10 protein-coding genes are annotated in these 13372 nt (G+C 38.3%); 8 read left to right on the forward strand and 2 right to left on the reverse strand.

Annotated features, from left to right (window positions below; translation table 11 throughout):
- The first annotated feature begins 362 nt into the window (after positions 1-362).
- Positions 363-542 (forward strand): hypothetical protein, encoded by a 180-nt coding sequence (locus H4J76_RS00580; RefSeq protein WP_182229923.1) that lies wholly within the window; start codon positions 363-365, stop codon positions 540-542.
- A 166-nt stretch (positions 543-708) separates the two neighbouring features.
- On the opposite strand, the gene H4J76_RS00585 is transcribed toward H4J76_RS00580, so the two are convergent.
- Positions 709-1623 (reverse strand): TIGR03899 family protein, encoded by a 915-nt coding sequence (locus H4J76_RS00585; RefSeq protein ID WP_182214692.1) that lies wholly within the window; start codon positions 1621-1623, stop codon positions 709-711.
- 267 nt (positions 1624-1890) lie between these two features.
- On the opposite strand from H4J76_RS00585, the gene H4J76_RS00590 reads away from it, so the two are divergent.
- Entirely contained in the window at positions 1891-4113 is a 2223-nt protein-coding gene (locus H4J76_RS00590) for an EAL domain-containing protein (protein ID WP_182214690.1), read from the forward strand.
- 76 nt (positions 4114-4189) lie between these two features.
- On the opposite strand, the gene H4J76_RS00595 is transcribed toward H4J76_RS00590, so the two are convergent.
- Entirely contained in the window at positions 4190-5368 is a 1179-nt protein-coding gene (locus H4J76_RS00595) for an MFS transporter (protein ID WP_182214689.1), read from the reverse strand.
- Between the two features lie 173 nt (positions 5369-5541).
- Between H4J76_RS00595 and H4J76_RS00600 the strand changes: the two genes are divergently transcribed.
- From H4J76_RS00600 to fadB, 6 genes are all read left to right on the forward strand, one after another.
- A complete protein-coding gene (locus tag H4J76_RS00600) occupies positions 5542-6225 on the forward strand; it encodes an ABC transporter ATP-binding protein (protein WP_182214687.1) in 684 nt (227 codons plus the stop codon).
- Complete coding sequence (locus H4J76_RS00605; protein WP_182229924.1) at positions 6210-7181, forward strand: HlyD family secretion protein; 972 nt, start codon at positions 6210-6212, stop codon at positions 7179-7181. Before H4J76_RS00600 ends, H4J76_RS00605 begins: the two co-directional genes overlap by 16 nt.
- Positions 7174-8331, forward strand: a complete 1158-nt coding sequence (locus H4J76_RS00610; RefSeq protein ID WP_182214684.1) for an HlyD family efflux transporter periplasmic adaptor subunit — start codon at positions 7174-7176, stop codon at positions 8329-8331. Before H4J76_RS00605 ends, H4J76_RS00610 begins: the two co-directional genes overlap by 8 nt.
- Complete coding sequence (locus tag H4J76_RS00615; RefSeq protein WP_182214682.1) at positions 8328-9539, forward strand: efflux RND transporter periplasmic adaptor subunit; 1212 nt, start codon at positions 8328-8330, stop codon at positions 9537-9539. Before H4J76_RS00610 ends, H4J76_RS00615 begins: the two co-directional genes overlap by 4 nt.
- A complete protein-coding gene (locus H4J76_RS00620) occupies positions 9539-10774 on the forward strand; it encodes an ABC transporter permease (protein ID WP_182214680.1) in 1236 nt (411 codons plus the stop codon). The genes H4J76_RS00615 and H4J76_RS00620 overlap by 1 nt, the downstream gene beginning before the upstream one ends.
- A 420-nt stretch (positions 10775-11194) precedes the next feature.
- Entirely contained in the window at positions 11195-13363 is a 2169-nt protein-coding gene (gene fadB / locus H4J76_RS00625; RefSeq protein WP_182214679.1) for a fatty acid oxidation complex subunit alpha FadB, read from the forward strand.
- The last annotated feature ends 9 nt before the right edge of the window (positions 13364-13372 follow it).

The raw sequence follows: 13372 nt of genomic DNA on the forward strand, positions 1-13372 counted from the left end.
CGGGAGGTATAGCAGAATGAAGGCTTATAGCATGATGGCGTTGCTGGTAGCAGTATGAATAGGCTTGTATCTGTATTGGGATCTTGAAGTTTAGTAACGCGATCAGGTCGATAGTGGTAGGGCTTGATGCCCACTCTTGTCGTCATGCTGAACTTGTTTCAGTATCTGTATTGGGATCTTGAAGTTTAGTAACGCGATCAGGTCGATAGTGGTAAGGCTTGATGCCCACTCTTGTCGTCATGCTGAACTTGTTTCAGTATCTGTATTTTTGGGGGGGAAGTACAGATCCTGAAACAAGTTCAGGATGACGGGGTTGGTAGCAGGATGACTGGTTATAGCAGGCTGGCGTTGCTGGTAGCAGTATGAATAGGCTTGTATCTTTATTGAGAGGCTTGAAGTTTAGTGACACGATTTTGTCGATAGTTGCAGGGTCTGATGGCCACTCTTGTCGTCATGCTGAACTTGTTTCAGTATCTGTATTTTTTTGGGGGGAAGTACAGATCCTGAAACAAGTTCAGGATGACGGGCTTATAGCAGAATGAAGGCTTATAGCAGAATGAAGGGTTACAGCAGAATGATGGGTGGTAGCAGGATGACGGGGTTGGCAGTTATATGACGTTGCTTATAGCAGGATGACGGGGCTGTAGCAGTCAGAGGGGCTTGTATCAGTATCTACATTGGTGGCTCTCAAACCACCAATTCTTATCCTTATCCCTCTATAATTGAAAAATTTTCGCTTAATGCACTTTTTAAATGCTGTAAATAAACATCATCAATATTATCGCTGATCAGACGTGCTAGCTCGCTGCCTATTGGCGTAAATTTATAAAACTTCAGTACACAAGATGATTTTTTTGCGGTAAGCGTTAATGGCTTACCGTTAAAGTTAAAATGGAACGACTCTGACTTGTTCATTGGGCTAGACTCTGTCTCTTGAATAAAGACCAGATGATTATCAGCTAGAATTAATAAATCAGCATAGCTCAATGAAAATTGGTTGAAGGGTATATTCTGTTCTCTATTTTTATTAAAAAAGTTTAGTAAGCCAGGTGTCTGATAGGCTCCTGAAATAATACGTATATTTCTTTTTGTTTGTTCTGTCACCGCTAAACTACAGGCCTTTGCTAACAATTTCGCTTCCGTGATACTCATGGCACGAAAAACCTTGAGGGTTTTAGTGGAAAATGAACCGGGTTGTGATATTTCCCCTGCTAGTATTTTTGCCCACAAATTTTGCATGGTGGTATTACTGACATCTTCGGCGAGTTCGGTAAAGGTACTAAACCAATCAGCATCTGCTTTATGGGTAAACTCGGTAGCAGAACAGTAATTTACTGACTTTTTTATAATAGCTTCAAGATTCTCTTGTTTTCGTAATGCGGCAATCCGTGCTCTTTTTTGGGTTCTTTCTTCTAATGGCATCTGTTTTTCTGAAGAAATTAAGCCACCATCAAGTACAAAGTTTTTAGCCAAGGCAAGCAGTTGCATTTGGGAAGAAACACCGGCATTTTTTTTATTGCCGCTATTTTTAGCCGTAGATTCTGTTGTTTTTATTACTTCAGTGTTAACCGGTTCCTCAGCAATAACCAGCGGTGCAGTTGAGGGTTCGTTGATGTCTTTCATAAAAATTACCGTAACTAATATATTATTTTCATTACTATTTTTTCTAAGCATACGCTGGAAAATTAAAATCAGCAATATTCTCTTTATTCATCTAAACTTAACATAAATTAAGGAAGCAATTGAAATTATGAATATAATTGTAATTCTAGGTTGAATATTATTTAACTGACTCTTATTATGTAGTTTATTGGAAATATGATTCATAATAAAATTTGATGTGAAAAAAAACCTTAATCAGTAGTATTTTTCTGGTTAAATGAGGACGATATGCAGGCTTCTGAAAATAATAATGACGACTTTTTATTTATTGATGATAGTGATGAAGATGAAATTCTAAATGATGGCAGTGCTGAAACGTGGAAGGTTCTTATTGTTGATGACGATCCCGAAATTCACTCTGTTACTCAGTTAGCACTCTCAGATCTCGTCGTCTTAGGTAAAAATCTAGAGTATATACATGCTTACTCTGGGCGTGACGCATGTCTGCTTATTGAAGAGCACGAGGACATCGTTTTGGTATTACTCGATGTTGTTATGGAAACGGATGATGCGGGCTTAAATGTTGTAAAACATATTCGAGAAACTTTATCTCGTCAAGATATACGTATTGTTTTGAGAACCGGTCAACCAGGCTATGCTCCTGAAGAAAGTGTTATCAAAGATTATGATATCAATGACTATAAAACCAAAACAGAGTTAACTCGTCGCAAGTTAGTGACTACCGTTTATGCCGCTATTCGTTCATATCAACAAATTCATTCGGTTAATCAAAACCGCTTGGGCCTCGAAAAAATAATTAGTGCTACTGCTGACTTACTTGAACTGCACAGTATTCATGAATATGCAGAAGGTGTGTTGTCGCAATTAATTAAGTTGAGTAAGAGCCATTGCAGTGTTTTTTGTGCGCGTGGGCAAGGTATTATTGAGGGTTCTGACGATTTAAGCTTACATATCTTAGGTCAAATCGGTCATGACGCCGAACTGATTAATCAAAAAATTTCCTGCTTCGACAGAGATTCAGCACAAGATCGCATGAGTAGCTGTTTCACTCAAAAACAAAATAATTATGGTAGTGACTTTGCGGTATTGTATTTAGCAAGCGGTGGTTATCGCGCGGTTATTTACCTTGAAGTTGAGCAAGAGTTAACTGATATTCAAATACAGTTAATCGAAGTGTTTTTAGCCAATGTCGCCATCGGTTATGAAAATGTTCACCTTTTTCAAAAACTACGTAATGCTGCCTATCGTGATTGGCTGACTGAGCTGCCAAATCGTTTAGAGTTTGTTAATTTACTCGACAAGTTTAGTCAATCAGAAGAACCCAATCTTGTTGCCGCTTTAATAGATATAAATCACTTTAGTGATATTAATGATGGCTTAGGACAAGATTTAGGTAATAAGCTGTTGCTCGCGGTTACAGAGCGCATGAAAGAATTAGGAAAACATTGTCAGTTTGCTCGAATGGGTGCCGATGTTTTTGGTGTTATTGGTCCGGCTGAAAGTGTAAACCCTGATAAATTAATGTCATTATTTCATCGTTCGTTTACCGCGGGAGAACAACTATTACCTGTCACGGCATGTTTTGGGCTGTGCTCAAAAAGTAGTGCCGGTTCGCAAGGGGTAAAGGTTCTTAATCAAATAAATATCGCCTTGAATTTAGCCAAGAAAAGTAATCACGAAAATTTTGTTTATTACAAAAAAGAAATGGAAGATGAAACACTTTGGCGTTTAGGTATGATCAGGCAATTACGTACTGATTTTGCAGATAATCGTTTAGAGCTTTGGTATCAGCCTCAGCTTAGCTTAATTACCGGCAAGGTTATTGGCGCTGAAGCATTATTGCGCTGGCGAACCGCCGAAGGAAAATTTATTTCACCGGCTGTGTTTATTCCTTTAGCAGAATATTCAGGGTTGATTGTAGAAATTGGTGATTGGGTTATTAACCAAGCCTGTAAACAAATAAAAGTATTAGAGCAACAGAAATTTGATCATGTTGGTATCTCTGTTAATGTTTCTATCCCACAATTTAAACGTGATAACTTCGTTGACAGTATCATTCAAGCGACGATTAATCATGATGTTAAACCAAGTAAGCTCGAATTAGAGATCACTGAAAATATTTTAATGGATGAACCACAAGTTGTTATTGATGCATTAGTTAAGTTGAAAGCTGAAGGTATCAGCATTGCGCTTGATGACTTTGGTACGGGCTATTCATCAATGAGCTATTTACAACAACTACCGCTTGACCGTTTAAAGGTCGACCGTTCATTTATTACGGGTATTGCAGAGCCAGGGCAGTCATTGATTGCAGATACGATTATTAACCTCGGTAAGCAAATGAACTTAAAAGTTATTGCTGAAGGTATCGAAGAGGAAGAACAACAAGCGCATTTAATCGCTCAAGGGTGTGACGAAGTACAAGGTTTCTTTTATGCTAAACCTATGCCTGCTGATGAGTTTTTAACCTTCTTACGTAACAATAAGTAATAAATACTGATTGTTGCTAGCTTGAATAAATTAAAGCCGAGATATAATGTCTCGGCTTTTTTATCGGCTAATATAGTTAAGATGTTTCTTGGTATCTAAACTCGACGCCTTCCCTTGGTTGGCATGGAATAAAGTGCGATAAAATCAAAGAACAACAAGCAAAGCCAGCACCAATATAAAAGACCCATGACGGGTTATAAATCCACACTAAACCAAGCAACGCCGGAATAACCACAGCGGCAATGTGATTAATTGAAAAACTAACGCCAGCACTTGATGCTAAATCTTCAGGCTTGGCTATTTTTTGAAAGTAGGTTTTAATCGCAATAGCTAAAGCAAAAAATAAATGATCTATCACATATAAGCTTGCTGCGATCGTCGAGTTTTCGACAAAGCCATAGGCAATAAAGATAGTAATTAAACCGATATATTCAAATTTAAGCACCCGACGTTCACCAATAATGCCAATCAATTTGCCTATTTTTGCTGCGAATAACCAATTAAAAACATAGTTTATTAAGAATAATGCACTGATATCAGCAACGCTATAACCAAATTTTTCTACCATTAAAAAACCCGCGAATACGGTAAATATTTGGCGGCGCGCACCACTAAAGAAAGTCAAAGCGTAGAACAACCAATAACGTTTACGTAGTATCAGGCTTTTTTCTTGTTCGACCTTAACGGGAAACTCTTTAAAAGAAAGTGCCAAACAAATAGTGAGTACTAGGCCGAGTGCACCAAATAAGGCATAAGTACTTTGATAAGACCACGAGAACTTTTCCATCATCAACCAAATACTGCTAAAAGCGAGTAGTGATGCCGCTGATTTTACCGATAATAGACGCCCTAAAAAATGGGCTGTTTTATCTTTATCAATCCATTGCATGGTTAACGATTGGTTCACGGTTTCAAAATAATGAAAGCCAATAGACATGATAACAGTGGTCAGATACAAACCTAAAACAGAAGGAAAAAATCCGGTCATTATTACCCCAATAGCGGTAACGGCTAATGAAATAATGGCTAATTTTTGTTCTTTAATAAACAGTAGTACATAAATAACGGTAAAGGCTAGAAATCCAGGTATTTCACGGAGACTTTGTAAAATGCCAATTTCTTTACCGGTAAAGCTGGCTTTTTCGATAACAAAATTATTGAGTAAAACCATCCAAACGCTAAATATTAGCGGCATAATAAATGCCATGGCGAGCAATAAATTCTCTGGTTTGTTGAAGCGTTCTTTAATTGACATTATTTTCCAATATTTGAGGCTGTAAATGCAGTCTTAATTGAAACAAATTATTACAGTTCAGCAGTATGTGATTAAAATTTAAAGCTATATATTGTTACGCGGGCTATTTTACCTTTATTTGTTAGATAAAAGTAATGGCATCAACAGGGATTAATTTTTATGGAGCGTAATAAGTGATCAAAATCGATAACATCAGTCGAATTTATGGTGAAGGTGAAACTCAAGTCATAGCCTTAAATAATGTTTCTTTAACCATTGAAAACAATGAATTCGTTGCGATAATGGGCACTTCGGGCTCAGGAAAATCAACCTTAATGAGTATCTTAGGTTGTCTCGATACACCGACTTCTGGTGAATACTTATTATCTGGTGAGTCAATAAAAAATATTGATGACGAAAGCCTTTCTAAGATCCGCAATCGTAAAATAGGTTTTATCTTTCAAACCTTTCATTTACTACCTCGTTTAACTGCCCTTGATAATGTTATTTTACCACTACGTTACAGTAATGCCGATCAAGAAGACGCCAAAAAACGTGGTATGGAAATGCTTGATAAAGTAGGTTTATCTTCACGTTGGCACCATAAACCCTTTGAAATGTCTGGTGGGCAACGTCAACGTGTTGCTATTGCTCGGGCGCTAGTAAATCGTCCAGAAGTGATTTTTGCAGATGAACCGACCGGTAACTTAGATTCTAAAACCTCTTATGAAATTATGGATTTACTCTGTGAGTTACATAATCAAGGACAAACTATTGTTATGGTGACTCACGAAGAAGATATTGCTGCGTATGCTGACAGAATGATCCGCATGAAAGACGGTAATATCATTGAGGACCGATTATGTATCAAAAACTAATATTATCAATCGCTATACTTGCTGTTAGCGGCTTCTCCTTAGCCGAAGGTCAAACTCCCTTGATTTTATCCGGTCAAATTAAAGCCAGCGACAATCAAACGTTTTACTCACCTAAAACAGATAGTTGGAATGTTCAAGTGCAATGGTTGCTACCAGAAGGTGATATAGCTGAAGAAGGCGATCTAGTTGTCGTCTTTGACAGTGGCTCAATTCAAAGTCAAATAGAACAAGAAAAAGTAAGCTTGATCGCCGCGAATGAAGAGTTATTTCGTTTGACTAGTAGCGCTAAGCAATCACTTTTAGAAGCGACTTACGGACAAAAGAGAACGGCTTTATTGCTTGATAAAGCACGAATTGATGCCGGTATTGCTGTTGTTCATTTAAGTGAATATGATTATCAGAAAAACCAACTTCAGCTTGAAAAATCGGTTGTTGCTAATGCGAAATCACTCGAAAATTTAAAGCAAGTCAAGGTCGCTAATCAGGTTGCCGTGACTAAGCAAAAAATTACGATTGTAAAGCATCAGGATAAATTGCAATACAATGAATACAAACTCAAGCAGATGAGTGGCTATGCTGAGCGAAGTGGTCCGGTACTTTATGGGATCCATCCTTGGAGTGGTGAAAAAGTATTTGTCGGTATGACGGCGCAACCTTCTTGGGAAATTGCAAAAATTCCTTCGGTAAATGGCTTATATATTGAAGCTTGGGTGCATGAAGTTGACTATAAAAATATGCGTGTGGATAGCGTTGTCGATTTTAAGCTAGATGCTTTTCCACAATATAATCTTGTGGCTACATTAACCGAAATATCGAGCCAACCCGAAGAACGTAAAGAATGGGGCAACGATGTTTATTATCGCGCTGTGTTTTCTTTTACGCTTGATGAAGCCTTAACGTTATTACCGGGCATGAGCGCTCAATTAGAATTTACAGGAGTAAGCCCAAGTGAATAAATATTTTGCAATCATGTTGTTAGTATTGCTTTGTGCTTGTGAAAAAGCACCTAGCGAAACCGTGAAGTTAGAACAAGTGCGTCTAATTGTTACCGCGAGTGGAGAATTAGAGTCAAAACAAACGGCAATGATAGCACCACCGTCAGTTTCTGGTATGTGGCAGTATCAAATTAAGCAGCTAACACCGGAGAATACCCGTGTAAAAAAAGGCGAAGTGATCGTTGCCTTTGACAGTAAAAAGGTGGTGGATAGGTTGGTTGATAAACAAGCTGACTTAGACCGGGCGCAAAAAGAATTAGAAAATAAGAAAATTAAGGAAGAAGAATCAGAGCAAGAACTTATTCTCAGTATTGCTGAAAAGCAAATGGAATATGAAAAAGCGGAGCGTAAAGCCGATATTATTGATAACAGTCGCGCTGAAAATGATCGTAAAAAGTCTGTGATTGATTTTACTATTGCCGAAAATGATTTGTTTCTTGCGAAAGAGCGACTGACTTTTCATAAAAACAATAAAGCACTTAATTTAAAGTTAGCTAAAGGAAAAGTAAACCGTTTAACCGCAGAGGTAAATGATTTTAAAAGTGACATTGAGCGTTTGAAAGTTAAAGCACCGATTGATGGTATGGTTATCTACCGAGCTAATTGGCAAGGAGAAAAACCAGCGGTGGGTGAGAGTATTCAATTTGGCCAACCGGTTGTTGAACTTGCTGTTATTGAACAGATGCAATTAAAAGCACAAATTGCTGAACCTGACAGTGGTAAAATCAAACTTAATCAAAAAGTTAAAATTATGATTGATGGTACTCAAGAAATTGTTTTACAAGGTAGTATTGTTGAACTAGGACGTGTTTTTCGTGATAAGTCATCACAAGATAAACGCCGTGTTTTCGATGCAATCATTGCTTTTGAACAACCTAAAGATACGGTGATACGTCCAGGCATGACCGCGCGTATTGAGGTTGTTACCGCCATGATTGATAACGCGTTAACTTTGCCATCGCAGGCGGTTAAGTTAGAAAATGGCCAAGGGAGTGTTCGAATCACCGGTCTTTTTTCGGATCATGAAGAAACCATTGAGGTTGCTCATATAGTCGGAGATAAAGTGGTCATTAAAAGTGGCCTATCACAAGGAGATATAGTGGCTTTATGAAATATTCACAACAATCAATAATGAAAAAATCTTTTATCGTTAGTTTATTATCTATTGCAATAACCGCTTGTTCTGGGCAAGAAAACGCTCCCTTGTTATATGAGGTGACCAAACAAGACTTTATCGTTAATGTCCCGGCAAAAGGCGAACTGTTTGCAGCAAAAGCCACGGTAATAAATGCGCCAATGAGTCGACAAGGACCACAAAACATTTCATGGTTAGCACCAGAATTTTCACACGTTAAAAAAGGTGATGTTATTGCCCGCTTTGACGGTGAAGCGATGGAAATTCAAAGTAAAGATAGACAAAGTGAATTGTCGATCACCGAACAAGAAATTATTGAAAAAACTGGCATGCTTACTCAAGCACTTAACTCAATTAACAAAGATATTGGCGTGGTAGGTCAAGAGAAAAATTTTGCAGAAAATTTTTCAATCAATGATGATCAAATACGTTCGAAATTAGACATCCTTGATTCATTACAAAACACCCAGTACTTAGGGTCTAAAGAAGAATATCTTTATTGGAAAAATGATAGTTTTAGTAGCAGTTCAGCGGGAGATATGGGCTTGCTGGAAATGAAGCAAGCGCAAAGCAAAAGTAAATTAAAACAGTTAAGTGAAGGCCTAGCAAAACTTGAAGTTAAAGCACCGCACGATGGCTTACTTGCTTATAAAGCTAATTGGCGTGGAGAAAAACCACGTGAAGGCCAGTCATTATGGCCGGGGCAAAAAATTGCCGAGTTACCTGATATCAGTAACATGAAAGTTAAGTTATTCGTTTTAGAAAGTGAGGCGGTAAATTTAGCCGTAGATAAATCGGTAATCTTCTTTTTAAATGCTTATGCGGATAAACCGTTTAAAGGAAAAGTTGAGACAGTTGCCCCGTTTCCTACCTCGATAAAGCGTGGTGATCCACAAAAATATTTTGAAGTTATTGTTATTTTAGCCGAGCAAAATAGTGAGCTATTTGTACCCGGAAGAAAGTTAGAAGCTAATATTGAAATTATCGCCACCCGCCAAAAAATTATTATTCCGTTGCAAAGTGTTTTTGTCGAAGCAAAGCAGACGTTTGTCTACTTGTATAAAAATGGCGACTACACTTCATTACCGGTTACCTTAGGGCAGGCGAGTTTAAGCCATGTTGAAGTTTTATCAGGGCTTAAAGTAGGTCAGAAAATAGCATTAACCGACAAGGAGCATAGTTAATGAAATATTTAGCGATTTTTTTGGATACTTTTTCCGAGCTTGCTCAACATAAGTTACGCACGTTGTTAACTTTACTCGGCATGATTTTTGGCGTTGGTGCGGTTATCGCGATGCTTAATATTGGTGAAGGTGCGGAAGCTGAAGCGATGAAAATGATCGACTCGATGGGCTTACATAATTTAATCATCGAAGGGAAAGTTTTTGAAGAAAAAGAACTACAAGAACAACGTAAACACTCTCCGGGTTTAAGTATCAGAGACGGTGAGATTAGTGCGCGTTCATTACCTTTTGTTACTGCCTTTAGCGCGCAAAAACTTATCGATACTTACAGTATTTTCAGTGGTGAAGGGAAAAGTGATGGTGAAGCAACAGGGGTGAGTGCTAGCTTTTTTGCATTGTCTAAATTCCATGTAGCACAAGGGCGTTTACTCAACGACAGTGACGATAAAAACTTTTCTCAGGTGGCACTGCTTGGTTCATCAACCGCAAAACAGCTCTTTCCAAAAGGCAATGCCATCGGTCAAAATATTAAAATTAATCACCTCTGGTTTAAGGTGGTTGGCGTATTACAAGCGCCATTTTTAAAGAAACAAGAGTTTCAAGGCATAAAGCTCGGTGGTGACCAACGTCAGGTGTTTATTCCATTAAAAACCGCAATACATAAATTTGCTAGTAAAAAGCTAGCGAGTGAAGTCACCAGTATTAAACTTAAGCTTGATGAGAGTGTTGATCCTATTAGTGCAGCGCAAGCCGTGAGTCATTTGCTTAATCGTCGTCATAATGAAGTCGATGATTATAACTTAGTTATTCCTGCCGCATTATTGGCCCAGCAAAAACAAACACAGCAAATATTTAATATTGTCATGTCATGTGTTGCCGGTATTTCTTTATTAGTGGGCGGAATTGGTATTATGAATATAATGCTTGCTACTGTATTAGAGCGCACCAAAGAAATTGGCTTGTTGCGTGCGGTTGGTGCAACACAAAAAGATATTCGCTTACAGTTTATTGCTGAGAGTTTCACTATTTCAATTATGGGTGGCATCTTGGGGGTGTTTTTTGGGATTATGCTCTCAGAGCTTATCGCACTTTATTCTGAATGGGCGGTGTCATGGTCAACAAGTGCCATTATCTTGTCTTTTAGTATTTGTGCTTTAGTCGGTTTAACCTTTGGTGTTTATCCAGCCATTAAAGCGTCCAAGCTTGACCCTATTGATGCCTTACAAAGTGACTAGTTAAGATAACCTATTCCCCCGCTATTATAGCTTAAAGCGTCATTAGTATTTGATGACGCTTTGCTCTTTATTTTTATCTGAAGATTATCGCCGCTTTTTAGTCGAGAGTGCTAAGCGGCGAATGTTAAATTTATTTTATCGATTTATTTATCTAGCACGGGCTTTTAGGATTAAGTTTAGTCTCTTGTGTCTATCGTCTTTTAGGCCCTATTAATCGGCTTATACCGCGAGCCATTCTTTCTGTCTTAGTTAAAAAACCATAGATTAATACACCTAATTAAAACGCCTGTTTAAAAAATTTGCATTTATTTTTCTTTCAAGGCACACTCAATCGTCTATTATTATAAAAACTGATCAGTTAAATTATCATTTAATTGAGTTCAGACCCTATTTTTATCCCACTAAACGAGGAAACTAGGCATGTTATTTCAAGGTCAAAACCTTTCTGCCGAATTACTGAATGACGGCATTGTTGAATTTAAATTCGATGCACAAGGCTCAGTGAATAAGTTTGATCAGCAAACTTTTAAAGAATATATCGAAGTGGTTGCTGCTATTAACAATTGTGCAGATGCTAAAGGCGTACTTGTAACGTCTGGAAAATCTAACTTTATTGTTGGTGCAGACATCACTGAATTTTTAACAATGTTTAAACTTCCTGAAGCGGAACTTATCCCTTGGATCAAAGGCGGCTCAGACGTTTTTGATTCATTTGAAGACATTAAGCTACCAACAATTGTTGCACTTAATGGTTTTGCTTTAGGTGGCGGTTGTGAAATGAGCTTAGCTTGTGACTACCGTATTGCTGATACAACATGTTCGATAGGTTTACCTGAAGTTAAATTAGGCCTTATTCCTGGTTTCGGTGGCACAGTGCGCTTACCAAGAATTATTGGCGCTGATAATGCTGTTGAGTGGATGTCTACGGGTAAAGCGTTTAAGCCTGAACAAGCAATGGCTGTTGGTTTACTTGACGCGGTTGTTGCGCCAGAGCATTTACGCGAAGCCGCTATTAACATGCTTAAACAAGCAATGTCTGGTAAGTTAAATTGGCAAGCTAAACGTCAACAGAAACTTGAAGCGTTAAAGCTTAGCCCTGTTGAATCAATTATGACCTTTAATACCTGTAAAGGTATGATTGCCGCTAAAGCGGGTAAACATTACCCTGCACCTATGATGATGGTAAAAACTATCGAAGCTGCTGCTTTACTCGGTAGAACAGAAGCCATGCTTATTGAGAATACAAACTTTGCTAAGCTTGCTAAAACTGATGCGGCTACGGCGCAAATTGGTTTGTTTATGGCAGATCAAGTAGTTAAAGGCAAAGCAAAAAAAGCCGCTAAAATGGCGACTAAACAAGTGAATAAAGCCGCTGTGTTAGGCGCTGGTATTATGGGCGGTGGTATTGCTTATCAGTCTGCTTATAAAGGCACGCCAATCATTATGAAAGACATTAATGATGCAGCACTTGATTTAGGCTTAAATACTGCTGCTGGTATTTTAACCAAGCAAGTTGAACGCGGTCGTATGAATATTAAGACTATGGCTGGCGTGTTAAATAACATCACACCAACCCTTAGCTACGATAGTGTTAAAGATGTTGATATCGTGGTTGAAGCGGTAGTCGAAAACCCTAAAGTAAAAGGTATGGTCCTTGCTGAAGTAGAAAGCTTTCTTTCTGAAGATGCCATTTTAACCTCTAACACCTCAACGATTTCTATCGATTTGTTAGCGCAAAGTGTAAAACGTCCAGAAAACTTCTGTGGTATGCATTTCTTTAACCCGGTAAACAAAATGCCATTGGTTGAAGTTATTCGTGGTAAAGCAACTTCTGAAGAAACCGTTGCGGCTGTTGTTGCTTACGCGGCTAAAATGGGTAAATCACCGATTGTTGTTAACGATTGTCCTGGCTTTTATATTAACCGTGTTTTATTCCCATACTTTGCTGGCTTTAGCCAATTAATGCTTGAAGGTGTTGATTTTGCTGCTGTTGATAAAATCATGGAAAAACAATTTGGTTGGCCAATGGGGCCAGCATACTTACTTGATGTGGTGGGTGTTGATACCGCTGATCATTGTACGGGTGTTATGTCATCTGGCTTCCCAACGCGTATGGCAAAAATTGATAATGACCCAGTAAGCACTCTATACAGTAATAAACGTCTTGGTCAGAAAAATGGCAAAGGCTTTTATGATTACGGTCAAGACAAGCGTGGTCGTCCAACAAAAGTAGCTTCAGCTGATGCTTACGCATTGTTTGAAAGTACCTGTGCAGACAAAAAAGAATTTAGTAGTGAAGACATTATTGCTCGCTTAATGATCCCTATGGTTAATGAAGTGGTGCGTTGTTTAGAAGAAGGTGTTGTTGATACTGCCGCTGAAGCTGATATGGGCTTAATTTACGGTATTGGTTTTCCACCGTTTAGAGGTGGTGCAATTCGTTATTTAGAAACGTTAGGTTTAACTAACTTTATTGCCATGGCTGATAAGTATGCGCATTTAGGTGAAATTTATCAGGTAACTGATGGATTACGCGAAATGGCTAAATCAGGTAAATCTTATTTCAACACCGACGTAAAAACAGCATAAGCTAAGGAG

The sequence above is a fragment of the Colwellia sp. BRX9-1 genome, from assembly GCF_014077195.1.
Taxonomy (GTDB): Bacteria; Pseudomonadota; Gammaproteobacteria; order Enterobacterales; family Alteromonadaceae; genus Colwellia_A.

Bases quoted from the DNA above. Each gene is read 5' to 3' on its own strand.
- H4J76_RS00605 (WP_182229924.1), top strand. From the start codon at position 6,210: ATGTATCAAAAACTAATATTATCAATCGCTATACTTGCTGTTAGCGGC.
- fadB (WP_182214679.1), top strand. From the start codon at position 11,195: ATGTTATTTCAAGGTCAAAACCTTTCTGCCGAATTACTGAATGACGGC.
- H4J76_RS00615 (WP_182214682.1), top strand. From the start codon at position 8,328: ATGAAATATTCACAACAATCAATAATGAAAAAATCTTTTATCGTTAGT.
- H4J76_RS00620 (WP_182214680.1), top strand. From the start codon at position 9,539: ATGAAATATTTAGCGATTTTTTTGGATACTTTTTCCGAGCTTGCTCAA.
- H4J76_RS00580 (WP_182229923.1), top strand. From the start codon at position 363: ATGAATAGGCTTGTATCTTTATTGAGAGGCTTGAAGTTTAGTGACACG.
- H4J76_RS00585 (WP_182214692.1), bottom strand. From the start codon at position 1,623: ATGAAAGACATCAACGAACCCTCAACTGCACCGCTGGTTATTGCTGAG.
- H4J76_RS00595 (WP_182214689.1), bottom strand. From the start codon at position 5,368: ATGTCAATTAAAGAACGCTTCAACAAACCAGAGAATTTATTGCTCGCC.
- H4J76_RS00590 (WP_182214690.1), top strand. From the start codon at position 1,891: ATGCAGGCTTCTGAAAATAATAATGACGACTTTTTATTTATTGATGAT.